The organism is Maribacter confluentis (genome assembly GCF_030505015.1).
In the GTDB taxonomy this organism is placed as follows: domain Bacteria; phylum Bacteroidota; class Bacteroidia; order Flavobacteriales; family Flavobacteriaceae; genus Maribacter; species Maribacter sedimenticola.
In genome coordinates this window covers 3,121,114-3,147,025 of record NZ_JAUKUC010000001.1, presented here as the reverse complement: position 1 = coordinate 3,147,025, position 25,912 = coordinate 3,121,114, and the positions used below count along the sequence as shown (strand labels likewise).

Below are 25,912 nucleotides of genomic sequence, written 5' to 3'. Positions count from 1 at the left end.
TCATTATGTTTGTAGGAGAACACTTATCAATGGATGATTACCTTATTGGAATTGGCAAACGGATCAAAGAAATTCGTAAAAACGGGAATTTGACTATTAGTGAAATTGCCATGCGCGCCGGAGTAACAGCAGGACTTATTTCTAGAATAGAAAATGGTAGAACAATTCCCTCATTACCCGTACTATTAAAAATTATAAGTTCCTTGGATATTGAAGTGACCGATTTTTTTAGCGGACTACCACAATCTAACGGAGCCAATTTTATTGTTTCTAGAAAAGAGGATAATACCTTTATTGAAAAAGAAGACGATGCTATCGGATTTTCTTATTCGCTTATTTTTGGCAAACAGCTTAATAGCCTAGGTTTTGAAGCCGTATTATTACACGTACACCCCAACTCTAAAAGAGACAAGGTAAAAACCGATGCCTACGAATTCAAATACATGCTCTCGGGAGAATGTTACTACATTATTGACGAAGAAGAAGTACTTATAAAAGTAGGGGATTCTATTTTCTTTGATGGTAGAATTGCCCATGTCCCAGAAAACAGGAGCAACAATACGGCAACTATGTTGGTACTTTACTTTTTCATATAGCCAACCAGAACATGTAAATAAAAAAAAGCCACGATCAGTGGCTTTTTTTTATTTTATTTTACTTTTTAAGATAGTAATAGCAGCTGCCTTAATTCGGTTAAGCTATCAAGAACATGGGTTGGGTTTGCACTTAATAACTGATGTCTGGTATGTGCGCCAGTGGTCACCCCGATCGTAACCCCACAATTTGCATTTTTACCCTCTTCAATATCGATTATGGAATCACCAGCTTTTAGCACCAGTTCTTCATCATGAACGTTAAGTTTCATCATTGCCTCCACGATCATATCTGGATTAGGCCTACCAAGAACCACATCATCTGCCGTTACTAAAACATCATACTGCTTGCCTTTGGTCCAATTCATTTTATTTAATAATAACTGGGCGGTTTTACTATCGTACCCTGTATTCAAAGCTACTTTAATGCCATTTTCTTTTAATGACAGTAACATCTGTTCTACCCCTTCATAACTACCTACGTCTAGCTTATGGTATGCTTCATTAAGCAACACCTTAAAATCTTCAAAAATGGAAGCTGCCATTTCTGCATCAACACTACCGATGTCTGCTATAATAATATCTTTTATTGCTTGATGTTTTTCTTTACCGGCACCGTGTTCTAGCACAAAATCCAAGGTCAATTGAAAACCTCTCTCATTGATCGCCTTTTGTAAAGTCTTATATACTACATTGTCTTCATTGACAACAGTACCTGCCATATCAAATACGGCCAATTTAATTGTATGCATGCTAAATATTAAAAATTTGTTGAATGTTCTGTTTTGAAAAACCTGCACTACCGGTCATTCCCTTACCCCCAATACCGGTAACAATATGAATATTCCTATCTATGGTGCGCTCATAAATATCAGAATTCTTACATTGAGAATACATGCCAAACCAACGCTGTTCAATTTCATAGGTGGGCAGGCTAAAAATTTCTTTGGCCCTGGTTAGCATTAAATCATCAATATCCATATTTAAGTCGAACCCGAGATCATCAATATTGTCCGCATCTGCATATTCATGAGAATCCCCAAGAATAACCCCACCATCCATAGCTTGTTTAAATAGAATGTGTACTCCCCATTTTTTCTCAAGACTATCCATTGGTTCTTTGGATTTGATCTTTAAATAAGACGGACACTCAGCAAAAGCCTCATATCTTCTAATGGAAAGTCCCGTTAAAATAGATCCGCTAATTTTAAAATCGCCTTGTGATTTGGTTTTCATCATTTGTAACTTAGAAACCTCTAAATCACTAGTGGAAAATAGTTCTGGATACAACGTTTTAAAATCGCTACCATTACAGATAATTACCTTTGCAGACATCAACATTCTACCGTTTGCCAATTGAGTGCTTACTTCATTTTTAAGCGCATTGCATTCAATTACCTTAGCCTTATAAAAAATGCTTACCCCTTTTTTCTTTAAATATTTATGTACACGACCGATCATGGTTCGAGGTTCTACCGTAATTTCCTCAGGAAAGAATAAGCCAGCTTTTACGTACCGCTCATTTAATCCTGGGTATTTTCTAAGACATTCCGTCTTTGTAAAAAGAATAGAAGTGTAATCATTGGCTCGGTTAATTTCCTTCAACTCTTCAATTAGCTGAATCTCATCATCATTAGAAGCCAAATAAATAGATCCTTCTTGCCGTACCGAAATATCAAATTTAGCATGGATCTTCTTATATATCCTTAAGCTTTTACGACCGTATTGTTGCCATTTGGTATTCATACCAGAGGGTACCACCTGTCCAAAATTGCGAACTGTAGCCCCTTTGGGCATAGCATCTTTTTCGAGCAAAGCTACTTTTAACCCTTTCTTCATGGCATGATAGGCATGAAAAGTACCTAACACACCACCACCAACTACAACTAAATCATACTCAATATCTGCCATTAACCATGGGGATTTTAAAATGGATACTAGAATTATTTTGCTTGTATTTCCTTTGAAAATAGAACATGGATACAATAGAAACACCTACACCCAAAAAGGCAATACAGTAGGTAGCACCCATGAAAAACTGTAGCCAAGAACTATTTGGACTTCCAAAATTTTTATAAAGTAGTACCGCCATACTACCCAAGTAACCAAAGGAATCTGCAATATAAATAAGGTAACCAGCATTACCTTTAATAGAAAAAGTAGCGATCATCCGATCAAAAAAGATACAATTGAACGGCACATAGCAGGCATAAAGTCCAAAACCGATACACACCATCCAATACACAGGCTGAAGGGCGCCTTGTTGAAATAAAAAGGTAGAAACCCCTACCAGCACACTTGCCAGTATCAACAAGAAATGAAACCCCATAAAAGCCCTAAAGTTATTTTTTATCAACCCGAACAACCCCAATACGAGTAACACCAAAAATGCTATTGGAAGTTCAGATAATGTATAAATAGAAGCATCACCGGCATACCCCACACTGTCCCATAATTCTCTAGAAAAATTATCCCTAAAATCCCGTAACGCGGTAAGCGCAGTATAAAAGACCACTAAAATTATAATCGGAAAAGAAAACTTTCTAAAGACCTGTTTACGATCCGTTGCACACATTGGTTTTCTTTTCTTTCTGAGTTTAATATCCTCGGCTGTTGGTGGAGGCAATTTGTTTAAAAAATACAGGCAAATGAAAAACGGCAGAAGAAACAGGGCTCCCGTAACCGCAGGCATCCAAAATTCGGAAATTGCATAGGTGCTCATTAACCACAGACCAACAGATTTTACGGCACCGCTAGACACTATAAAACTAGAACATAGAACAATGCTCAATATCTCGGTCATTTTTCTACCCTCCAAAAAAGAAAACGTAATGCCCCAAATCATACCCAAGGAAAGTCCGTTAAGAAAAAAAAGTATGAAATTATATGGACTTGGCAGCAGACCAAATAGTACCAGCGTTAATTCTGCAAATAAGATCATGCCCGTTAAATAGGCCACCCTATGTTGTACCTGTAATGCAGAAACCACCCGAATACCAATAAATTTAGAAAGCATATACCCTACTACCTGAGCCAAAATGAGCAAAATTTTGTAGTCGATACCAAACAACATTTGACCATGGAATGTAGCTACTGAAAAAGGCTTTCTAAAAGCATACATACAAAAGTAAAGGCCGAACGATGCCAAGGCTCCATTCAACACCACTTTCGTATTTAATTTAGGTATACTAAGCACTTATTTTTTACTAATAGTAAATTATAAGCACAATATTCTTAAAATATTTACTATTAGTAACTATTTTAATGTTATGAGATAGTTATAAAAAAGCCTGAAAATGGTAAATTCGTAATTATGAAAGTGCAAATCAAAACTACCGCAACTATCAAATAGCTATAAACAATTCTTTTCAACTACATAGTTATTTAACAGAACACATCCAATTTTTAGATTACATTAAATAAAATTCCTTTACAATCTTTTCGAAGAAAAGATCTTAAAATTTGAATCTATTATTTAGAATCTCAATTAATTTGTTGCCAATCGCTACCATCACTTTGCAACCAAATAACTGAATTATTTGGAAATTCATTTGAATTGTCCCCTTTATTATCTATATAATTTAGATTTATAGGAATTGAAATATCATTTAAATTCTTAAATATGAAAATATGACCGCGATTATCAATCCAAGCCGTAGGTAATACCATTTGCTTGACGGTAGATTTTATTATTAAAGTTTTATCAGATAATGTAATGGCTTCTTTAACTTTATCCAAAACCCGTATTTCATTAGATTTATCAGGTGATTTGTATGTGCCCCTACTAGTGGTTATTGTACCATCTACTATTAAATCTCCACCTACATGAAGCGTTGCTTGTGGAGCTTGAACATTAATTCCAACTCTCGTATTATTACTAATCCGCATTATTTCCCTACCGGCGACTGAAAAGCCGATACCATCATTTTGTGGCCAAAATAATCCTGTATTAAATGCAGGACTGAAATGATAGCCAGGAAATGCTTCCGTACCACCGCCACTGTTTGTTCTATTAGTCCTCAAAATTCCATTGACATGTAAAGTATTTCTAGGACTAGAAATACCAATGCCAAGTCTTTTATTGACATTATCCCAAAATAAATTCTCATTATCTTCCGAGGGATCACCTGTAGTTTCATTCGCGAAAAAAATAGATCCAGATTCCCCAAAGTGACGACCATTACTATTACCAATAAAAAAAGTCGTTAAATTACCTTGTTCATCCCTATAGGTATACGTACCATCCCTATTATCTACTAATGTTGAAACTTGAGAAGAAATTCCATTTTCAACATTAATTATAGTTTCATTATTTTCTTCATCAGTATAAGTATACGTACCATCACCATTATCAACTAATGTGGATACCACATCCGGCAGCATACTACCAACATCTATAATTGTCTCATTGCCTAATTCATCTGTATAGGTGTATGTACTGTTATTATTATTAATTAAGGTGGAAGCAATTGTAGATTGCGGATTTTTTAAATCTATTATTGTTTGATTATTTAGTTCATCAAAATAAGTTAGCGTACCATTATTATTATCGATTAAACTAGTCAAAATTGGAGAATGCGATGTTTTTAAATCTATAACACTCCTTTCGCCTGCCTCGTTGGTATAAGTAAAGGTGTCATCAGAATTTAGTACTAGTGTTGAAATCGTCTCATCTGCCCCGTTAAATGTAAGTAAAGCTTCATTACCATTATTTACCGTAAAGCTGCCATCACCGTTATCTATAATTGATAAACCGGTATTTTCAACATAAGCACAAATGTTATTCCACTTACTGCCATCATAATAATGTAAACACTTTTCATCTGTGTTATAAACAACTGCACCTTCTAACGGTTTTAACGACCTCATTTGATCATTATCCATCCGGTTAATCACGAATACCCTCGAAATACTTTCTAACTCTAATAAGGATGTTGAATGTAAGTTTTCAGGATTTTCACCAATTTTTATTTGACCAAAACCATAGTTAATACTTAATAAAATAAATACTAAAAAATGCTTAAGGGGGGAACCAGCTTGAAATTTCATTAGAACATAAATACTATATTTTTGGAATAAATGTATTATTCCAAATCTTATTTTTTAAACGCCATAATTATATTTATTTCCATATTTATATCGGTATTTTTTATTGAACTCTACATCATTCAACACATAAGCCATATTTCTAAGCTTATTATTTAAATAATATTCCTTCGAATACTCCAATAAACTTTTATCAGTGAATTGGGAACGCGTTACAAATAGTGTTACATCTGCATAATCCGAAATAACTAGAGTATCTGCAACTAACATTGTAGGAGCAGTGTCAACTATAATATAATCAAATTTTGATTTAATTTGGGACATAAACGTAGCAAAACGTTCATCTGACAATAATTGAGCCGAATTAGGTGGTACACTACCACTAAAACAAATATTATGATAACTATTGGCTCCAAAACCATTTTCAATACATTCATCAATATTAACCTCCAAATTACTCAAATAATCAGATAGTCCAATTATATTTTTATTTGTTTTAAAATAATTATGTAATTGTGGATTTCTTAAATCTGCACCTAATAACAATACTTTCTTATTGAAACTAGAATAAGATAAAGATAAATTTATTGCAATTTGAGTTTTACCTTCACCTGCAACTGTAGAAGTAACGTAAATCACCTTGCATTTTTCTTTTTGAGCTTTGGGTAATATGTAGTTAATATTAGTTATTAAGATTCTAAAAGATTCAGCATTGACAGATCGATCAAAAGTATCAATGAATTCCGTGGATGTTTCCAGATGAGGAATCTCACCAATAACCGGTATTTCCTGACAAATTCTCCTTAAATCATCCTTAGTTTTTATTGTATTATCTAATGCGAATTTTATAAATAAAAAACCGAATGGAAGTATTAATCCTAATAATAAACAAGCTGGGTAGATTAAAGTTTTTTTTGGAGAAATTGGTTGAATTTCTGTTAATGCAAAATCCACAATTTTAATTGAAGGTGAAGTTACCGCAAAATTTATAGCTGCTTCTTCTCGTTTTTGTAACAATAACAAAAATAAATTTTCTTTGATACTTTGCTGTCGTTCAATAGATCGAAGCATTTTTTCTTTTTCAGGTAAGCTTGAAAAAATTGAACTTGCACTACTTCGTTTTTGATTTAATCGTTCTAAAGCAGTCCTCAATTGACCTTCATAAACATTAACTGTTTTAATAATGTTTACTTTCGCCCTTTCTAATTGACTAGACAATGTAACCAATGTTGGATGACTTTCACCAACCGTGACCGATAAACGTTCGCGATCTAAAGCCATTTGATTATAATTGTTTACAGATGAAGTCAAGCTTGGGTTATCTAAACCAATATTTACAGGGAGTAATGCATACTCTGATTGATTAATTACGGTCTTTTTTAATACAGAAGCTAAGGAAATTTGTGTTTGTAATTTAGCTACTTCATCTTCTGTCTCTGCCTTTCTTTCTATAGAAACTTCCGCATCTGACTCTATATAAGATAAGTTATTTTTCCTTTTAAAATCTTCCTTTCCACCTTCAATGGAGTCTAATTCTGATGCTAAATACAAGAAACGTTCATCAATAAATTCTAAGGTCCTTTTAAAAACTTGTTGTCTATCTAATATACCATCTTGATTAAACTTTGAAATAATACCATTTAATATTGCTTCCGATAATTCAGGGCTTTCGCTTTTATAGGATAAAGCCAGAATATCACTTTTATCATTGGCAAGTACAATATTTAAAAGTTTTGATAAATTAAGAACAGATTCTTTTTTATTACTAACACGGGCTTCAAAGGTTTTACTTTTAAATTTTTCAAGAGCTGAAAGATTATTCAACCTTATTTCAACTGGATACTTTGATGAATTAAATATAGTTACAATAGAATCTAAATTTTGAATATTACCATCTGTATCCGAAATAACCGGTGGTGATGTTTCAAAAGATAATTTAAAAACAACATTTTCCTTTAAACTATCAACCGGAAAAAGCTTCTTAATTTCAAATGGAGCTTTATAAATTCTACTTGTTTTAACATTACCCACCTCATAATAAGAAATGTCTAGATTTAGCAAATCAACAACTTGCTGTAATAATCGAAAAGATTTAAGTATTTCTATTTCATTTTCAACATTTAATGTTGATTTACCAGACAGAGCCGCTAAAGGATCTGATGTTATGTCCAATTCTTTAGCATCGTCTATCACCTTTATTTTAGCTGTACTCTTATAGATTAACGGTGTGTACCGTATATATAAAAATCCAATAATTAAAAATGAAGCGATTGAAATAATGAACCACCGCCAATAACGAATGTAATTCAAGATAATTTCTTTTATCTTAAACGGTTCCACTTGATTATCAAGAATATAACGTGATTCTTTCATTTACACTAATTATTAGACCTTATTGCAAATCAAATTTAAGTTTAATTGTAACACTTAACTCTAAAGTGCAAGTGATGTAATTTACAATACCGCCTCTAGTAATTCTTTTGTTTCTAAAATATGATTAGGAGTTGAAGCTCCGAATAATACCGAATTTACACCTTTCAAAGAACCTACGTATTCACTTGCAAGTTTAGGTTTAATTGCACCAGAAGCCAAAAATGACATGGCAATGTTATAACTATTCTCTTGGGCTAAAGCTTTTTCAACCTCAAACTTGTTCGGGTTCATACGGAATCCAATTTTATTAATATTACTAATAATAATTGGTTCTTCCATTTTTAATTCATTAACTAAAACATCATGAAGTTTTACATGATTCATTGTAAAAAAACCAGCTTTCACATTATATTTTTCTTTAGCATATTTTACAAATTCATTCAAAATATCATGCATTCCAAGCCCAATGAGCAAATCTGTAACAATATTGAGCAAGAATATACCTTGAACGTTCATACCCTTGAGTAATTTCATTTCTGAATCTACTAACAATTGCATAATGGGTATTGGATTTGCAGATACAAGTGAACCAACTCCTTTCAATCCGGATAAAAACTTATTTCCAGGAGTAAATTTACTTAACATCTCAAAAGGACCCAAATCTACTAATGCCGCAGCATATTTATGGGCATATGGCATACTTGGGTAAAGTTTAAAATCATCAAACTTTGGGTTTTTTTTCATTTTTTCAAAAACCGGCTCAAGTTGGTTATGCGTAGTAAACATGAAACTTTTTATACCAATATCATTTACATACTCTAAGGTTCTATAAATATCGTCTGCAGTTCTAAATCTCTGTGCTTGTTTTATTGACGTTTGTTCTGACATATGATTAACGCCAAAAAATTGATTGTCTCCAAAAATTACTTTATCCATCATCTTAATTCACTATTCAAATTCATTATATCTTCCATTAATTTATCGGTAATACTTGCATCATATAAAGATGATATAGATTTTTCAATTTCTCCATTTATCAATTCTGAAAAATTTATTAATTGCCGAGTAAAGTCCTCTCCTCTTAAATAATATGGTACGTCCATATTTTCATCAGTGACAAAGAGTTGGTTCCATCCTTTAACCAAGGATAATTCTGTATTCTCTTCATTTAGAAAAATACTTAATTCTTGTTTTCCTGCAGTTATTTTACCTTTTGTTCCCATAATTTCAATGGTATTAGTGGCTTTTCTAACTGAGCTGTCAGACCAATTAATGTAATTAAATCCAATAATTGAGTTATTATGAATTAAAGTAGTATAAACTAAATCATCAACATTTGTGGAAAATATTTTTTTCAATTCGGCAGATGATACGGTTACATCTGTACCAAAAAAATAGTTAGATAAATCTAAACAGTGCGGGCCATAATCAAATAGGCATCCACCACCTTTAGAATAATCATTTCTCCAACCTTTACTATTTTCCTTCAATATTACACCACCAGTCATTTTATTTACATAACTAGTAACATCTCCTAAAACACCCGCATCCAGAAGTTTTTTTACTTTTTGAAATATTGGGTTAAATCTATTAACATAACCAACTTGACCTTTTACATTATGCTTAGATGCCAATTCAATTATTTTTAAACTTTCAGAATAACTTAGAGTTAAAGGCTTTTCAATAAAAATATGCAATCCTTTTTCTATACACTCCTTAGCTATTTCAAAATGATAACTATTTGGCACTAGTATCATGACCGCATCCAAATCCTCTTTAGCGATCATTTTTTTGTAATCACTATAACATTTAAATTTTGTGTTTTTCTCAATTACCCGTAATAAAGGTTTAGAGGTATCACATATAGCTTCTACTTTTATATTGGCCGTTTGATTAGCTATAGCTAAATGGCTCATTCCCATTTTGCCGATACCTATTAAAGCAATTTTTTTCATTTTTATTTTCCTAAATTTTTAATTCCGTCCCCTATAGCACTGAACATAAACTGATAACTATTTACATTTCTTTTAAACATTCTTGGCTCTAAAATAAGCCTATATAACCATTCAAAACCTAGCTTTCTAAATGGTAATGGCGCTCTTTTTGCAGTTCCTGCATAAAAATCAAAAGCGGCACCTACACCAACTGACCAAGGTATGTTCAACAATTCTTTATTTTCCGCTATCCAATTTTCTTGTTTTAGCAATCCTAAACCTACCCAAATAATATCGGCATTGGAATTTTTAACTTCAGTCAGCATATTACTTTTTTCCTCATTACTCATTCTTCTGAAAGGAGGACAAAAAGTTCCGGCAACTTGCATTTTAGGATACTTTTGCATCAAATTATCCACCAATTGTTCCGCAACCCCTTCTCTACCACCATAAAAAAAATGACGCCATCCATATTCCTGACCATAATCACAGCAGGCAAGCATAAAATCTGGCCCATTGAACCTTTCTATTTTTTGTCCTTGAAATTTGCCTGCAATTACTGACCCAATACCATCACATAATGAAAACGTGGAGGTCTTAATGTAATTTTTAAAATCAGGCAATCGTTTGGCATAATACATGGATTCTGTATTAGTGATGCAAATATGTCTTTTTTTTCTATCACTCCCAATACTATCTCTCAAATAAGATAGAAAAACCTCTTTAGGGTAAGAATGTACAGGAATTCCACTTACCAACCTAGGTTCAAAATCATTTTCTATATACTCCATTAAAATTTTTATAAACTTTTTTTAAATTAAATTATTAAATCAACCAATAAAACATATTATTCCAAATAGCTATGTTGCATAATAAAAAAGACTAAATATCATTTAAAAAATTGTTTGTTAATTTATTGATCTTATCATCAAATGTAAATGGCATTTTGCTATCTCTAAGCGCTTTGATTTCTTCATTTAAAGGTTGACAATTTTCAAGGTTTTCATTCATTTTAATCATTAATTCTTCCTCCTCAGTAGGATTAAACAAACTACCATTACTCCGCGTAATAAGGCTAGAGGCGCCCGCCTTCTTGGAACATAGCACAATACAACCTGCAAGTAAAGCTTCATTTACCACAGCACCATAAGGCTCATATATACTGGGCAACACAAAGATATTTGCCAAAAGGTACCAACTATATAGTTCCTTACCTTCCAATCTACCGGTAAATATAATGTCCCCTGTAATAATTTTCCTTTGGGCCATTTTCTTTAATACCAATTGTTGACTCCCCTCACCTACAATTACTAAAACTGTATTTTTATAATTTATGTCCAAATAACTTTTGATCAAGAAATCTACATTCTTGACTTTTTCTAATCTACCAACAAATAATATTATTTTTTTTCCAAGAAGTTTATGTTTATTAATATTAATGTTAGCTATAGAAATACTATCAATCATTCTAGTCCTTAAAAGCTCATCTTTGTGAATAATTGGCAAAATTAAAGGCTTAATTTTATTTGATATATTTTTATTATGCCAGTTAAAAACTTCATCACTGTTAAAAATTACACCATCAATATTCTTTGATACCAGATTTCTAACCAAAGCTCTTAAGCCTCTTCTATTTGCTGCACCGTCAACACTGTCATCACTAATTGTATAAAGTTTAAATGACTTATTCATAAAACGTGCATATAGCAAAAGTAAAATGGTAATTGGACCATATTCACTGCATATTACAATATCAGGTTTTACTTCTTTAATTTTTGAGACAACCCCTTTTCTAAATGTTTTACCTAAAATTTCAAATCCTGTATCTAAATATTGACAGGCAAACTTACAGCTACTTCTTAAATCATCTTGGTTAAAATTTTGAGTTATGGCATTTTGGTAAATAAAGAAAAAGTGGGAATAAAATGAAACATGTAGACTATTAAAAAAATCTACCCGGTACGGAACTAAAGCAGGATGAAAAATTAAAATCTTTTTTTTCATATTAAACAGTATACCTAACAAAAAAAAGGTTTTTAAAAACTTAAATTTTTCTTTAGAATTTCAGTTAAATTGTCTTCAAAAATTTTTAAAGTATATTTTTCTTCATAAAGCTCTCTACCCTTTTTACCAAATTCCAATCTAATTGTTGAATTTAAAATCAACTTACTAAGATTTACAATTAAAGAATTTATATCATTTTTATTTACTAAATAACCATTCTCATTATCTAAAACGATTGATGGAATACCGCCTTCAAAAGTTGATATAATTGGCAAAGAATATTGCATAGCTTCTAATAATACCAATGGGAAACATTCATTATGATAAAACGTTGGAAATACAAATATATCTGCTTTGGAAAAAGCCTGCTCCTTTTCCTCTCCATATTTTTTTCCCTCGTATTTAACTATATCCTCTATTCCTAACCTTATCAATTCCTTGTTAAAATTACTTTTATCAATATCACCTTCCCCACCAATGAAGGTACAATCAAATTTTAGACCTTTTGCTTTTAATAATTTACAAGCCTCTAATACTGTGAAAACACCTTTTGATTTAATTAAATTAGACAAAAACAAAAGGTGAATTACCTCAAAGTTTTGCTCATCTTTTGGTGTATGATGAAAAACCTTCATATTAGGAATACCATTGGGGCAATAGTAAACATTTTCTGGTTCTACATATTTTTTAACATCGTAATACAAATGTTCAGACAGCAATATGACTGATGTATTTTTAAAAGTTAGTTTGTATAGTAAATGGTCAATAAACTTATGTTGATAATTTGAAACACCTTTATTGTGAAAATGCAACACCAAATTCACCCTAAATAATTTTATTAAAAAAACTACAATAAAATCTTTATAAAAAGCAATGCCTTTTGCCGTAATGGCCAAGTAAACCAAATCAGGTCTATTGAATATTAATTGTTTTAGAATAGAAATTAGAATCTTTGTATAAAGTAAAATTTTTCTAAAACCTCCTTTACCTATTTCGTCAATACTATTAGAAGTACCTAAGTTTACATATGATGTAGCAAACTCAGAATTAATTCTTTTATTTTCTTTTATAAACTTCCCAACTATTGAAGAGCCGTGTACTGGTGGTGGTACATGTAGAATGAATAAAATTTTCTTCATTTTCTTATGAAGCTTATTAGTTTATCTAAAATTATAGTCCTTGATGAAAAAAAATGGGAAAACTCCTTAACCAAATTTTTATCCATTTTAGAAAATTTATCAAAATGAAAATTTCTTTTGTTCCCAACATCTAATTTTGTCCTAAACCGGGTGGCACCAGTAGTATGTGTTGCATCTTCTCCAAAACCAATATTTGATACTTTGGAAATTGTTGGAAATACCGTTTTTAAGTCACTCTTAAATTGATTATAACAAAAACGTATTGCCCAAGAATCAATTTTTCCATTCATTTGATTTCTTAGCATACGTACCAAGTCTGACCCACCTTTCTTAAATCGTTTTTTTTCTTCTTTATTCTTTATAAATGCCTTATAATCCGATATCTCCCAATCAATAGAATTCCATCTGTCTTTCCAAACAGCCCAGCCCCATGATGATGCCCTGTATCCAAAATAATAATCTTTTTCCCCTGGTAAACTTGGCATATTAAAAGTAAAACCTGATATAGAGATTACATTTTTATCATCTTCATAGTATGATAACGCCTGTTCCATAAAATCCAAAAAATTAGGAGATGTAACTAAATCGTCTTCCAATACTATAACACAATCGCTCAATTTTAAAACTTGACTTACCCCATCTATAATTGATTTGGCAAGCCCTTTATTTTCGTCAGATTCAAGAACCTTAATTGATTTAAAACCTTCTATTAAGTTAACGTAGTCTCTAACCTCTTGGATTTTTTTTTGATCTTGAAGAGATCTCGGTCCATCCGAAAAGATATTAAGATGATATTCTTCTGCTAAAAAGTTACTTTGTAAAGCTTCTACTGTTTTCTTTGTTTCTGCCAAACGATTAAAAACAAACAAACAAATTTGAGCCTTTTTGACTTTAGTTTTTTCCATTTAATTGTTTAATCAGTTGTATTTACTTTTATTACTCTCATTTGAGAATTATTCATAATCAAAACAAAATAGAATAATATAGATATCAACATAAAAGGTTGAGTTAAATAACTTTCTACAGTACTACCCAAGAGAATAGCAAATACCACTGTCTTTTCAATTCTAGAAAAATACATCCAAGATTTTATAATTATCCAGAGGAATAGTAGCATAACAACAACCCCTCCGCCTGCTAATAATTCTACCCAAGACGAATGAAAATACAAAAACTCTAAAGTATCTAAATAATGAAACCCTGTACCGATATTTTTTTCCAGAACTAAATTGTTAATATTAAATAAGCCATTTCCAAAAAATATTCCTTTTTCAAAAAGTTCGATTAATGTAATTCGCCAAATTTCCAATCTACCTGAAGATAAGCCGTTTAAACGCTCAGTAGATATTCCATAAAAAATTTCATCAAAATAAAAGAGGAAAAATGGTATAATAGACAATATTATAGCATACAGGTAATTTTTAGCATTATAGATTATAAAATAATATAGAACAGCTACGGAAACAATTAAAATGGCATTTCTAGAAGTATAAAAAGCAAATACAGAATAGATTAAAATTTGGATTAAATTAAATTTTGAATCATCTCTTTCAATATCATTATAGCGCATATAAAAGCAGACCAAAAAACCTGTTGTAGCAAATAACCCAAAATGGATTTTATCTTGAAAAAAACCACCAAAGTCCCCAAAATCATCATCAAAATTGTAGTTGTTAATTAACGCTATTAAAAACCAAAAAATTAAATTCCAAAATAAAGCGTTACGAAAGACTTTAAAAATCTCAACCTTAGTTATTTCGAATGATTCTACTTTTTGTTTAATAAAATTAATGCCCCACAAGACATTAATCATGAAAAAATAAAAAAATAAATAAAATACAAGCGTAATATTATATACTAGATTTCCAACTTCATTATAACTAAAAACATATAGAATTGAAAAAAATATCAGCAATAGATAGATAAGCCAATAAGCCCAAACATTTCTAAGTGTAAAGCGGAATCCAATTCGATTTACAAAGGGAGCAAAAACTAAAATTGAAATCAATACGATTCCTAATTTACCATATGTCCCAATCATTTCTACAATAGAAAAATATTTTATTGAATTCATAACAACCAACGTAATAAAGCTAAATACAAAAACTTTTACCAAATTCTGATATGAAAAAAAATCATGACTCTTTAACATTTCAAAAGAATTAAGCGAATATTCGTCGGTAAATAAAGTAGTATATACATTGATAAATAAAATTCTCTATTATCATAGTATAGAACACACCATGTAATCCATAATTTTTTATTAGAAAATATCCTAAAACAACGGCAATTATACTTCTTGGAATAAGAATAAAAAATCCAACATCAGTTCTTTTAACAGCATTCAATGCAATTTTATTTGGTTGAAAAATAATGTTTATAGCTTGATAAATAAAAGGATATATAATTAACAATCCCAAGTTATTGTATTTCTCACCGTATAATAATGATATAATATTCTGACCTAATACCGTACCGATAATTACTAATGCAAGTGCCATAATCCCAAAAACAATTTGCCACCTTTTTGTTAGTGCCCGTACTTTTTTAAAATTATCATTTGTTCTAACGAAAATAGGTAATAAATAAGAGGAAAGAGCTGTTAAAATCGGATTTATTAAACCTGCAACGCTCATGAGAACTGCGAATACAGCGATATTATCTTTTGTGGAAAGATACAATAAGAACCATGGATATATATTTGAACTCAAATGAAATAAAAAATTACCGCCAAGTAACCATTTACCAATTTTCCAATTTACATTCCAGTAATTAATATATTGTTTCCAAACCACTGTATGCTTGGATATTTCACTAACTAGATATACTACTGTAATTGCCAAATAGATAAATGAGGCAGCACCTAAAAAAAAAGTTATTTCCCTTAGTTTAAGAAAATAAATTAATGCTAATAGTACAGCCAAACCAATAAAACAAAACAATCCATAAATTAAGTTTTGTTTTGTTTTTCTTTCGCTTAACAAAGTTTCACGAACAAAAAAATAAGAAGAGTGAGCAATTAAATAAATTAGAAAAAAAGCAAACTTTTTAATATTCCATTTTTCAAATGAAAAGTAATAGAATAGTGGAAATACAAAACACAGTAAAAATGTAAAAACAAACTTTAAAAATAAGTTAAAATGAAAATATCCTTTGTCTTCATTTAAACTAAAGTCATTTAGACTTATAGCATAAGGTTTAGAAATTATGGCACTTTGAAATCCTAATACGAATAAGGCAATTGAAAAAAGTAAAACAAGCTCTGCATAATCATATTGATTGTAAGTTCTAACAAGGATAATTGTTGTCAATAGTGTAATCACGCTCATAAGACCTTGATCTAGCACAACGCTAATAAACCTAGGCAACTCATCCTTCTTTTTGGTTAGCATCCCCAACAATTTGTTCACTTTTTCTGCATATTTAAAATGTTTTAAAATTGACTAAACTTCAATATCTAATTTAAACCAACTAAATTATTTTGATACAATTATCGTAATTTAAAGTTTAGGAATCTCAATACGTATTTTACCGTTTTTATGTACTAACAAAAAAGGAAAAAGACAGATTAAAGGTAATACTACACTAATTATATAAAACTGTAATGTTAAATATAAGTCACTTAACACAAAGGCCATCTGTATAACGAAGATATTACACAGCGCAATAATCAAAGTGGACTTTACATGCGAAAAACCGCTATCCAATAATTTATGGTGAATATGGTTACGATCGGCCTTGAAGGGACTATGTCCTTTGGCCATTCTTAAAATACATACCCGTAGCGCATCCAAAATAGGATAGGCCAAAATTGCCAATACCATAATTGGCGCATTAGATACACTAAACTCAGTCTGTGGCAATTGGTTTACACTTAAAAAGCCAATAGCCTGGTATGCCAATAGAAAGCCTAAAAACATAGATCCGGAGTCTCCCATGAACATTTTTCGTACCCGTGACAAGTTATATTTCAAAAACCCAATCAATACGCCAATAAGGCTAAAGCTTACCAATACATGCAAGTATTCGCCGTTCATGGCAAAATACACTCCAAAAGAAGTATTTACAATTATGGCAATTGAGGCCGCCAAACCATCAATACCGTCTATTAGATTAAATGCATTAATTATAAAAATAAAGACAACCATGGTAAAAATGACGGAAACAGCATAATGTAAATCTCCTATCCCAAAAATGCCATAAAAGCTTTCTATCCTGACATCGGTACCCAAAACCACCAAAGCGGAAGAAAATATTTGTCCAGAGAATTTTTTTTGAGGAGAAAGTTCAATTAAATCATCCTTAATACCTAAAAAAAGTAAAATTATGGTTCCTCCTAAAATGGATAACAGCTTTACTAAATCCGTTTGACCCAGGTCAGTAAAAATACCCATAATAATGATTGCCAAGGAAAAGGTAATGAACATACCTACGCCACCCAAAGTTGGGGTTTTTTCTACATGGCCACTGCGGTGCACCGGCTCATCCATCAATTTTTTCTTGTGTGCCAAGTATATAATGACCGGATATATACGCAAAGACACTAGTAAAGAAAAAATTAAGGAAAAAAATACAATGAAATAAATGTTTTGAAATAAATCACTGAGCATACTTGGTATTTTTCTATTGTAATTAGTACGTCTTAGAACAATAGAATGTCCAACAAAATAGAGCCACTGCCTAAAGTTTGTGTTATACAAAGAAACATCACTTAAGCGCGATTAAATTTAGTTTGGTTATTACTAGTGTTCTACCACAAAAGTATCCTTTAATTTGTCAAATTGTTCGTCTGAAGACAATCTTTATTGGTAGAATTCGATGAAATACACACTTATCAGGATAAACTTAAATTACATTGTTTTTTTTAAATTATATTAACTGTAATTATTAGAATTTGACAAATAATTTTAATGAATAGCTAATAAAATTTTGTTCAAGTTTTACGTTTGCTTAACTACTGATTTAATCAAAATCCCACCCAAAAATCTACCGCAGGTTCCCCATGTAATTGCTTATCAAAAATTTGCATGAACCGTTGCAGTTCCGTCAATGATGAATCCGAGGTATTTTCATGGAGTACTTGCCGCAACAGTGCATAGACTTTTAGTCGCGGTGTGGGAATATCCCTTAGCGCCAATTGGTCCGCATTCTTTATCCGGTAGAAATCGGTGATAAGATTAAGCCCCGTCCATTGGGTCAGTTGCGCCGTGGTAAGTTCGTGGTGTGCCATGAGTTCCTGCAGCTTGGTCATGGCCAATTTTTCCTCCTTGGTCACCATATCCGTATCAGATATCCCCGCCGCACGTTGCAGGATTTGCCAAAGGTTATGATCCAAAATTTGTTCTTTTAGGGAGGTAGGCCAATCTTCCTGCAAGAAGCGCATGGAGACTAGTCCCTCTAAATGGGCCTTTGTAAACTCAGCATATGAGGTAGTCGATAGAATGTCCTTGTTCCATACCATTTCGGGAAAATGGGTTCGTAAAAATTCATGTTCCTTTTGGTACAGCTCAAAAAATGTATTGAACCCCGGCACCTCATCCATACGAATGGTCTCTACCCTCATCTCTTGGTTACCGGTTACCGTAATAAGTTTATACCCGGGGGCATAGGCCGCCAGGGAGGGTGTTTGTATATTGGTCAAGGTATTGCCTTGAGGGGTGGTAATGATTCCCGTATCGTTCACATGCATATGACCGCCCACATGCACCTTGAGCCCTATATTGGCAAAGGTGTTCCCCACCTGCTCCGACGGAATCCTATGTGCCTGAAAGGAAGATTCCCCAAACAATGCCTTTATTTCCGCAGAGGCCCCGTCATTAAAGTCGACCATGGGATAATGGCTAAAGGCAATGACCGTTTTGCCTAAGCGCTGGGCATCCTGCATTACTTTTTCCGTCCAGTCAATCAGGTGCCTTTTGTATTTAATAACCTCGTTATAGCCAATACCGGCGCCATGAAAACCTTGTCCGTCTTCTTTGGGAAGGTACACACTGGCATCCAGGGCCAAAAGCCAAAGTCCGTTTACCGGTTCTACCACATAACTGACATCTGGCATGGGAATGGCCGCTTCCCCAAATACATAGGTGCGATTTTTTAGTTCCGAAGCCGTTTGTGCCAAAGAATACCGATAGTCCCCATAGAAATACTCCGCAAAGGGGGTAGACCAAAACAGGTATTCCTTTTTGGGAAAAAAGCCGAAATCGCGCAGCTCTGTCACAATATCTTCATAGCCCCACTCTTTGATATCTGCCAACACCATTCCCTGAAATTCCTTTACGGAAGGTTTCCTAATTTCCAAGGTACTGATCAAGGGCCGTGATGTGCCATCCTTCCCCAAAAAATCCGATTCCCCACCTTCCTTTCCAAAAGGACGGGTTGGGTCATGATTGCCGTTGATGACAAAAAAGGAAACCCCATGTTCCCGTGCGTACCGGTCCATAATGGTTTTAAGCCCCTTAATATGCAAGGGCTGACCGTCATCACTAAAATCCCCGGGTAGGGCAATGAGTTTTACGCCCCTGGATACGGCATCGTCCAATGCCGCTATAAAGGCAAAATAATTTTCATTGAACAATCGTGTGGAATGCAATTGGGCCTCCATGGTCCTGATCAATGTTTTTTGTCCGTTCATGGTCGTGGTGGCCATTTCCTCGGTAAGTGCATCGGTAACCGGATATACATCTGAAAAATGCACATCGGCCATAAAGGCTATCTTAATTGCCGTGCCATCTGGCTTAGAAGTACATCCCAAGAACAAGGACAATACCATGAGGGACAATGATGTTCGTATCAGCATTTTATTCTTCAATGTTTAAGCAGTCCTGCCCGTTTTCCAGGACTTCGATTTTAAATGTAACGTTTACATGCCCTGCAGGACTTTCATAATATGATGGTAAATCTCGCTATTTTCATAGATTCCCTGAAAATTTTCCGCCCCTTTACCTTTGGCAAAAACCGGAATGAGCTCTCCAGAATGTTGGTCGGTATTAAAGTACACGCCAACTTTTTGAGGCACCTCTACCTTTTTGCCCGTTTCCTCATCCGTTTCATAGAATTTACCCACACTTACGCCGCCAGTTTCATGGTCAGCAGTAACGACCAATAGGGTATTAGGGTGCTTCTCCACATAGTCCAGCACAACCCCTAAGGTCATATCAAAATCATTGACCTCCTCGATCACCATCCGATCATTTTCCGCATGACCTCCCCAATCAATATAGGAGCCCTCTATCATCATAAAGAAAGGTTCATTCCCCGCTGTAAAATAGTCCAGTGCCCGATCGGTAGCCTCCTTTAAAAAATGACCCCTACCTTCTATCTTAGAAGGCAAACCGTCATCCGCAATAATAAATGCATTTCTTTTTGAGCGTTGCACGTTAGCTAAGGACAAGGTATCCAAATGGTAATCACGGTCCAAGAACGCCTTGAACAGATCTTCCCCGTCTTGACGTTTATTGAAGAATTTTTTACCTCCGCCAGCAATAAAATCGATATTCCCGGATAACAATTGTTTGGCAATATCCTCATGTAGGTCACGGTCCTTTACATGGGCATAAAAACTGGCCGGTGTAGCGTGCGTAATAGATGTTAGACTGATGAGTCCCGTTTTATAGCCCTCTTTTTGAAGGCGTTCCAATATGGTTTCTTTGGGAAGGGAATCCCTGTCTACCCCTATGGCCCGTTTGTACGTTTTTTCACCAATTGAAAAAGCGGTTGCCCCGGCAGCCGAATCCGTGATCCAATGACTGGTTGACGATGATTTATGAAAACCGATATGTTTAAAACGCTCAAAATTGGACTGCTGATCGTTAAAATAAAAGGCAGTGGATATCTGTGGAACCCCCATACCGTCACCGATCATTAAAATAACGTTCACCGGCTGATTTTCTTTAACTTCTTGTTGAAGCTTTTGTTGGTCTACGACCTTGGATGGTGACGTACATGACCAAAGCAGTTGCACCACACTACCCACTAAAATAAATTTACGCATTGCTATTTTTCATTAAAACAAAATACGACAAGCATTGACTGCTTGCCGTATTCATTATTTATACTCTACTTTTTAGTACCCTGGATTCTGTACCAGGAAGCCTTCTATACCAGAAGCCCCATCAACAGCGCTCTGTGGAATTGGGAACAATCTGTGGTTAGGATCGGCATCCGTTTTGTCCGTCCAAGTATCTTCATAGGTTCCAAAACGAATTTGGTCCGTCCTTCTAAAACCTTCCCAATACAGTTCAAACCCACGTTCACGGTATAACACTTCTAAATCCATGGCCGTTAAAGCCGCAGGCGTCTGCGCAGGGCGGGCGGTCCTTGATGTCCTTACCGTATTTACATCTGCCAAGGCACCGGCATTATCGCCGTTTCTTAACTTGGCCTCAGCACGCATTAAATAAATTTCCGCCAGTCGCATTAAAACGATATCCACACTACTGTTACTGTTACCGTTTGGCGAAGTACGGCTAAATTGATATTTGGACGGTCTGTAACCCGTATTGTGCAGGGAACCTTCATTGCTAAAGTCAATTTCCAAGGTATGGTCCACATAGCCCACATCCCTGGCCGGACTATTGCCCTTGGTCTGCCTTACCGGTAAAATCTTTATGGTACCGTCATCACAGGTAAGGAACTGCCCTTCCTCATCCTTTCTAGGACCCCATTGAATGCCTCTTAAAATTCCCCTGTCCATTTCAAAGGCCACATCCTCTACGCAGAAGTAGCTGTTCTCGGTTTCCGTTTCCAATAGCGGTTCACGCCCGGCCAAATCTGCCAACTGTGCTTCCGGAACTATGGTGTTTCGTTGATAGAAACGGGCATCGGCCTCTGCAGGATCTACATCGCCATAGGCATCGACCCAAGTCTGGTAAAAATCCGACGTAATTGCCGGTCCGTCCGTACCATCTGCCCTAGGGTGTTCCGGTCTTGGGAACATGGCCCCCGCAATTGGCCAGTACGCCCAACGCATATGCTCCCTTTCCAAAACGCCACGCTGGTCAAGGGCAAAAATCAATTCAGGATTGGTGTGGTTGTCATCATTGAACAGTTCAAAATATTCTTCGGACAAGGAGAAATTACCCGAATTGATGATATTATCGGTATAGGTAATTACCCGATCCATATCTTCCTGTGTAAAATTAGGGGTGCCTGCCGGATCACGGTATACCGCTGCATTCAGGTTCAATCGTGCCAAAAGTCCCCATACGGCCGCTTGGGTCATTCTGCCCGGACCTTTATCGGTATTGATCACATCCACGACCGAAAGCAATTCGCCCTCAATATAGTCAATGGCTTCCTGTGAACGTAACACGACAGATAACTCCTCTGCAGATTCCTTTTGAAGCACAAGGCCCCAACCATCTAACAACAACATATTCAGGTACGCCCTTAAGGCCTTCATTTCATACAAGGCATCAGCCGCCACGGTATCCCCTTCCTCCGCAAGCGGGGTCAATACCTCAATGGCGGACAAGGTCCTTGATATATTCTTGGTAAGCTCGTTCCACCCACTGGCCACCAAGTCATTGGTAGGGGTCATATTATGGCTGTGCGCCGCTAGGAACTTTCCACCATCAAACCAATCCGAACCACCACGGTAGGGTAATATGGCCTCATCTGATGGAATAAGGGTCAATCCGTAATAATTGGTATGCCTCCAGGTCCAGGATACTTGGCCGTAAGCAGGGGCTATTGCTCCACTTATGACCTCTGCCTGGGCACCGGTAAGGGTTTCGTCCAACAATTCTTCTTCTAGATCCGTACAGTTCCAATTCAATAATGAAGTAAGGAACAAGGATGTTATAATAAGTTTATTTTTCATTTTATAGCTTTTTTAAAAGGATACATTAACACCGAACAATAGGGTTCTGGAGGATGGATAGGTATATCTGTCGATACCGAAGGTCTGCACACCATCTATCTGTGCGCCCGTGTTCACTTCCGGATTATAACCGGAGTAGTCCGTGATCAAGAATAAATTTTGACCGGTCAGCGTAAAACGTATGGTATTTACATAATCATCCAAGCCTATACGCTCCCCTTTTAAGTTATAGCCCAAAGTGGCATTGTTCAATCGTAAGAAACTACCGTCTTCCAAGTATCGTGTAGAGACCTCATTGGAATTGCTGTTGTCCTCGTTGGGATACTGCACGGCAAAATCCGTTGTGTTCAGGTTCCTGCTCAATTGCCCCCTAGAGAACGAGGACATGGCGGTATGGTTATAGATCTTGTTTCCGGATACCCCGTTGAAATTAAGGCCCAGATCTAAATTTTTATAGTCAAACTTTATATAGAAGGCATAAAGCATGTCCGGTAAGGCACTACCCGCGGCAATACGGTCATCATCCAGTATCTCCCCGTCACCATTGGTATCCCTATATTGGTTAAGGCCGTCATCGCCAATACCCAGGAACTCCTTCATATAAAACGTACCTACGGCTTCCCCGTTCAAGTACCCGTTTATGGTTGCACCCGTTTGGCCCGCACCTTGCGCAGCACCCGTGGTGATAATGGCAAAAGGAGAATCCGTTACCTCATTTTTTATAAAGGAAATATTACCGCCAATATTCATAGAGAAATCCTCGCTGAACACACTTCTATAATCCAAAGCGACTTCCAACCCGTTATTATGGATTTCCAGATTGTCCAAGTTGGTCCATATTTTCTCGGTAGGTTGAATAGGGTCTACCCTATTGGCGAACATGACCACATCCGTAGTTACTTTATTAAAATAATCTACGGTACCCGTTAACCTATTGTTGAACAGTCCAAAATCTACCCCAATATTGGTCTGTGTAGCCACTTCCCATTTAAGATTAGGGTTGGCGGTACGTGCGGGTACGGTTCCAAACGGATAACCGTCCAAGGTTACGGCACCATCATCCAAGGGGTACGTGTCGTTGTCCGCCTTGCTGTCCACGTAGCTGGCCAACGATACTTTGTTATCTATACCTTCCTGGTTTCCGGTCTGTCCCCAACTGGCACGCAGCTTAAGATTATTGACCACGGTGCTTTCCGACAAAAAGCTTTCCTTGCTTATGTTCCAACCCAAGGCAACGGAAGGAAAATATCCGTATTTATTGTTGGCGCCAAATTTTGATGACCCGTCCGCCCTCATGGTAGCCGTCAATAAATATTTGTCCTTATACCCATAGTTTAACCTACCAAAGAAGGATTGCAGCTCATTCTTTTCCCCTAAGGAAAACAAGTTGGTAGGATACTCCTGACTACTTATTTGATCCTGGTACCTAGGATCGATATCATTGTCCGCAAAACTTTCCAGTTCAAATCTTTTTTGCTGAACGAATACCTCTTGGTACGAGTGGCCCGCCAATAAAGTAGCACTATGGTCGCCCTTTTCAAAAGTATAGGTAAGGGTGTTGTCCACAATGGTATTCTGGTTGGTGGTGATCCAGGTATTTAAATACCCTTGGTTTAAATCTTCCAATAATGCATAGGGCGCCATTTGCTGATCACGGTTGGTAGATGAATAATCTACCCCAAGGTTAAGTTTATAGGTAAGCCCTTCCACAATTTCAAAGGATGGGGAAATATTGGCCAAAATCCTATTGCTGTTGGTTTCATCTTCATACAACTGGCTACGGATGATCGGGTTTAGACGGTTGTCGTCCAGTACTACGGTAGGCTCACCGTTGGTATATACCGGCAAGGTGGGGTTCAGTTCCAACATATCCGTAACGATCGCACCAGCATCCGGTCTATTGTTCAAGGTTCTTGACGCCGTAAGGTTAAATGCAACGTTAAGCCTGCCGTCCAATGCCTTTTGGTTCATGTTCAAGCGACCGGAATACCTTTTTAGGGAGCTGTTCTCAAAAATACCTTGTTGGTCATCTACTCCTACCGAAGCAAAATAGGTAGCATTGGCATTGCCCCCGCTCATGGAAAAGTTGACATTTTTTGTGATGCCGGTCTTGGTCAATTCATCTTGCCAATCCGTATTGGCACCACCGTCCAGTAATGTACCGCCAACGGTCGGCACCTGTCTCCTGAATTCATCTGCGGAAAATACATCTATTTCATTGGCCAAGGTAGAGAACGCCGTAGAAACGGAAGCATTCATTTCCGTTTTGCCACTGGCCCCTTTCTTTGTAGTGATCACGATAACACCATTGGCGGCACGTGCCCCATAAATTGCAGCTGCAGAGGCATCCTTTAAGACATCCATGGAAGCAATATCCTGTGGATTGATAAAGTTTAGCGGGTTGGATGCGGTACCGGTGGATGTATTATCGATCACGAAACCATCAATGACGAACAAGGGCGATGTACCTGACCTAAAACTACCAATACCACGAATTACGATATTCTGTGATGATCCCGGCTCACCGCTAACGGATGTAACGTTGACACCGGCAATCTTACCTTGCAGGAGCTGTCCAGGGTTGGCCACTACCCCCTTATTGAAATTTTCACTCTTAACGGATGATATGGATCCCGTTACGTCCGAACGTTTTTGGGTACCATAACCTACTACCACTACATCATCCAATTGGGTAGCATCTTCCTTTAAGGAAACATTGATGACGTTACGGCCATCTACGGCAACCTCTTGTGTGGAATACCCTAAATAGGAAAACAAGAGTATATCATTGACACCGGCGCCAATGGTATAATTGCCATCAAAATCTGTTGTAGTACCCGTACCGGTACCTTTAATCTGAACGGTAGAACCTGGCAAGGGTTGCCCGAACTCATCTGTTACCACACCTGTAATATTGTCTTGCGCCCATACCATGGTCGCAAAGCCCAATACCCACAAATGCATTAAAAACTTTAATTTTTTCATACAGTTTGGTTTAAGAAA

19 protein-coding genes are annotated in these 25,912 nt (G+C 35.5%); 1 reads left to right on the top strand and 18 read right to left on the bottom strand.

Annotation, left to right across the window (positions count from 1 at the left end):
• Positions 1-29 precede the first annotated feature (29 nt).
• A complete protein-coding gene (locus tag Q2T41_RS13660; RefSeq protein ID WP_304437449.1) occupies positions 30-596 on the top strand; it encodes a helix-turn-helix domain-containing protein in 567 nt (188 codons plus the stop codon).
• Between the two features lie 65 nt (positions 597-661).
• On the opposite strand, the gene Q2T41_RS13655 is transcribed toward Q2T41_RS13660, so the two are convergent.
• The 18 genes from Q2T41_RS13655 to Q2T41_RS13570 all read right to left on the bottom strand — a co-directional run bounded on the left by Q2T41_RS13655 (position 662) and on the right by Q2T41_RS13570 (position 25,894).
• Positions 662-1,345: a phosphonatase-like hydrolase gene (locus tag Q2T41_RS13655; RefSeq protein WP_304436518.1), complete on the bottom strand. Its 684-nt coding sequence runs from the start codon at positions 1,343-1,345 to the stop codon at positions 662-664.
• A 1-nt stretch (position 1,346) separates the two neighbouring features.
• Positions 1,347-2,504, bottom strand: coding sequence for a TIGR03364 family FAD-dependent oxidoreductase (locus Q2T41_RS13650; protein ID WP_304436517.1), 1,158 nt, complete (start codon positions 2,502-2,504; stop codon positions 1,347-1,349).
• Entirely contained in the window at positions 2,491-3,789 is a 1,299-nt protein-coding gene (locus Q2T41_RS13645; RefSeq protein WP_304436516.1) for a DUF5690 family protein, read from the bottom strand. The genes Q2T41_RS13650 and Q2T41_RS13645 overlap by 14 nt, the downstream gene beginning before the upstream one ends.
• Before the next feature lie 287 nt (positions 3,790-4,076).
• A complete protein-coding gene (locus tag Q2T41_RS13640; protein WP_304436515.1) occupies positions 4,077-5,642 on the bottom strand; it encodes a phage tail-like protein in 1,566 nt (521 codons plus the stop codon).
• A gap of 54 nt (positions 5,643-5,696) precedes the next feature.
• Positions 5,697-8,012 carry a GumC family protein gene (locus Q2T41_RS13635; RefSeq protein WP_304436514.1) on the bottom strand — a complete coding sequence of 772 codons (2,316 nt, stop codon included), beginning with the start codon at positions 8,010-8,012 and terminating at the stop codon, positions 5,697-5,699.
• An 81-nt stretch (positions 8,013-8,093) separates the two neighbouring features.
• Positions 8,094-8,951 carry a hypothetical protein gene (locus tag Q2T41_RS13630; protein WP_304436513.1) on the bottom strand — a complete coding sequence of 286 codons (858 nt, stop codon included), beginning with the start codon at positions 8,949-8,951 and terminating at the stop codon, positions 8,094-8,096.
• The gene (locus Q2T41_RS13625) at positions 8,948-9,967 is read right to left on the bottom strand and encodes a Gfo/Idh/MocA family protein (RefSeq protein ID WP_304436512.1); all 1,020 of its coding nucleotides are present in this window, start codon (positions 9,965-9,967) and stop codon (positions 8,948-8,950) included. Before Q2T41_RS13625 ends, Q2T41_RS13630 begins: the two co-directional genes overlap by 4 nt.
• Before the next feature lie 2 nt (positions 9,968-9,969).
• On the bottom strand, positions 9,970-10,737 hold the full coding sequence (locus Q2T41_RS13620) for a WecB/TagA/CpsF family glycosyltransferase (RefSeq protein WP_304436511.1): 768 nt from the start codon (positions 10,735-10,737) through the stop codon (positions 9,970-9,972).
• A gap of 91 nt (positions 10,738-10,828) precedes the next feature.
• Positions 10,829-11,950, bottom strand: coding sequence for a glycosyltransferase (locus Q2T41_RS13615; protein WP_304436510.1), 1,122 nt, complete (start codon positions 11,948-11,950; stop codon positions 10,829-10,831).
• A gap of 32 nt (positions 11,951-11,982) precedes the next feature.
• Positions 11,983-13,089 (bottom strand): glycosyltransferase, encoded by a 1,107-nt coding sequence (locus Q2T41_RS13610; RefSeq protein ID WP_304436509.1) that lies wholly within the window; start codon positions 13,087-13,089, stop codon positions 11,983-11,985.
• Complete coding sequence (locus Q2T41_RS13605; RefSeq protein WP_304436508.1) at positions 13,086-13,994, bottom strand: glycosyltransferase; 909 nt, start codon at positions 13,992-13,994, stop codon at positions 13,086-13,088. Before Q2T41_RS13605 ends, Q2T41_RS13610 begins: the two co-directional genes overlap by 4 nt.
• Positions 13,995-14,002: 8 nt before the next feature.
• Positions 14,003-15,163 (bottom strand): O-antigen ligase family protein, encoded by a 1,161-nt coding sequence (locus Q2T41_RS13600; RefSeq protein WP_304436507.1) that lies wholly within the window; start codon positions 15,161-15,163, stop codon positions 14,003-14,005.
• Between the two features lie 88 nt (positions 15,164-15,251).
• Complete coding sequence (locus Q2T41_RS13595; RefSeq protein WP_304436506.1) at positions 15,252-16,499, bottom strand: lipopolysaccharide biosynthesis protein; 1,248 nt, start codon at positions 16,497-16,499, stop codon at positions 15,252-15,254.
• A 90-nt stretch (positions 16,500-16,589) separates the two neighbouring features.
• Complete coding sequence (locus tag Q2T41_RS13590) at positions 16,590-17,633, bottom strand: MraY family glycosyltransferase (protein WP_304436505.1); 1,044 nt, start codon at positions 17,631-17,633, stop codon at positions 16,590-16,592.
• Positions 17,634-18,055: 422 nt separating this feature from the next.
• Positions 18,056-19,885: a metallophosphoesterase gene (locus Q2T41_RS13585; RefSeq protein WP_304436504.1), complete on the bottom strand. Its 1,830-nt coding sequence runs from the start codon at positions 19,883-19,885 to the stop codon at positions 18,056-18,058.
• 63 nt (positions 19,886-19,948) lie between these two features.
• Positions 19,949-21,079 carry an alkaline phosphatase gene (locus Q2T41_RS13580; protein ID WP_304436503.1) on the bottom strand — a complete coding sequence of 377 codons (1,131 nt, stop codon included), beginning with the start codon at positions 21,077-21,079 and terminating at the stop codon, positions 19,949-19,951.
• Positions 21,080-21,151: 72 nt separating this feature from the next.
• Positions 21,152-22,909: a RagB/SusD family nutrient uptake outer membrane protein gene (locus Q2T41_RS13575; protein WP_304436502.1), complete on the bottom strand. Its 1,758-nt coding sequence runs from the start codon at positions 22,907-22,909 to the stop codon at positions 21,152-21,154.
• A gap of 12 nt (positions 22,910-22,921) precedes the next feature.
• Positions 22,922-25,894: a SusC/RagA family TonB-linked outer membrane protein gene (locus tag Q2T41_RS13570; protein WP_304436501.1), complete on the bottom strand. Its 2,973-nt coding sequence runs from the start codon at positions 25,892-25,894 to the stop codon at positions 22,922-22,924.
• Between the last annotated feature and the right edge of the window lie 18 nt (positions 25,895-25,912).

Coding starts and splice junctions, on each gene's coding strand:
- Q2T41_RS13600 (WP_304436507.1), bottom strand. CDS start 15,163: ATGAATTCAATAAAATATTTTTCTATTGTAGAAATGATTGGGACATAT.
- Q2T41_RS13585 (WP_304436504.1), bottom strand. CDS start 19,885: ATGCTGATACGAACATCATTGTCCCTCATGGTATTGTCCTTGTTCTTG.
- Q2T41_RS13570 (WP_304436501.1), bottom strand. CDS start 25,894: ATGAAAAAATTAAAGTTTTTAATGCATTTGTGGGTATTGGGCTTTGCG.
- Q2T41_RS13650 (WP_304436517.1), bottom strand. CDS start 2,504: ATGGCAGATATTGAGTATGATTTAGTTGTAGTTGGTGGTGGTGTGTTA.
- Q2T41_RS13625 (WP_304436512.1), bottom strand. CDS start 9,967: ATGAAAAAAATTGCTTTAATAGGTATCGGCAAAATGGGAATGAGCCAT.
- Q2T41_RS13605 (WP_304436508.1), bottom strand. CDS start 13,994: ATGGAAAAAACTAAAGTCAAAAAGGCTCAAATTTGTTTGTTTGTTTTT.
- Q2T41_RS13575 (WP_304436502.1), bottom strand. CDS start 22,909: ATGAAAAATAAACTTATTATAACATCCTTGTTCCTTACTTCATTATTG.
- Q2T41_RS13580 (WP_304436503.1), bottom strand. CDS start 21,079: ATGCGTAAATTTATTTTAGTGGGTAGTGTGGTGCAACTGCTTTGGTCA.
- Q2T41_RS13655 (WP_304436518.1), bottom strand. CDS start 1,345: ATGCATACAATTAAATTGGCCGTATTTGATATGGCAGGTACTGTTGTC.
- Q2T41_RS13610 (WP_304436509.1), bottom strand. CDS start 13,089: ATGAAGAAAATTTTATTCATTCTACATGTACCACCACCAGTACACGGC.
- Q2T41_RS13660 (WP_304437449.1), top strand. CDS start 30: ATGGATGATTACCTTATTGGAATTGGCAAACGGATCAAAGAAATTCGT.
- Q2T41_RS13615 (WP_304436510.1), bottom strand. CDS start 11,950: ATGAAAAAAAAGATTTTAATTTTTCATCCTGCTTTAGTTCCGTACCGG.
- Q2T41_RS13640 (WP_304436515.1), bottom strand. CDS start 5,642: ATGAAATTTCAAGCTGGTTCCCCCCTTAAGCATTTTTTAGTATTTATT.
- Q2T41_RS13630 (WP_304436513.1), bottom strand. CDS start 8,951: ATGATGGATAAAGTAATTTTTGGAGACAATCAATTTTTTGGCGTTAAT.
- Q2T41_RS13635 (WP_304436514.1), bottom strand. CDS start 8,012: ATGAAAGAATCACGTTATATTCTTGATAATCAAGTGGAACCGTTTAAG.
- Q2T41_RS13620 (WP_304436511.1), bottom strand. CDS start 10,737: ATGGAGTATATAGAAAATGATTTTGAACCTAGGTTGGTAAGTGGAATT.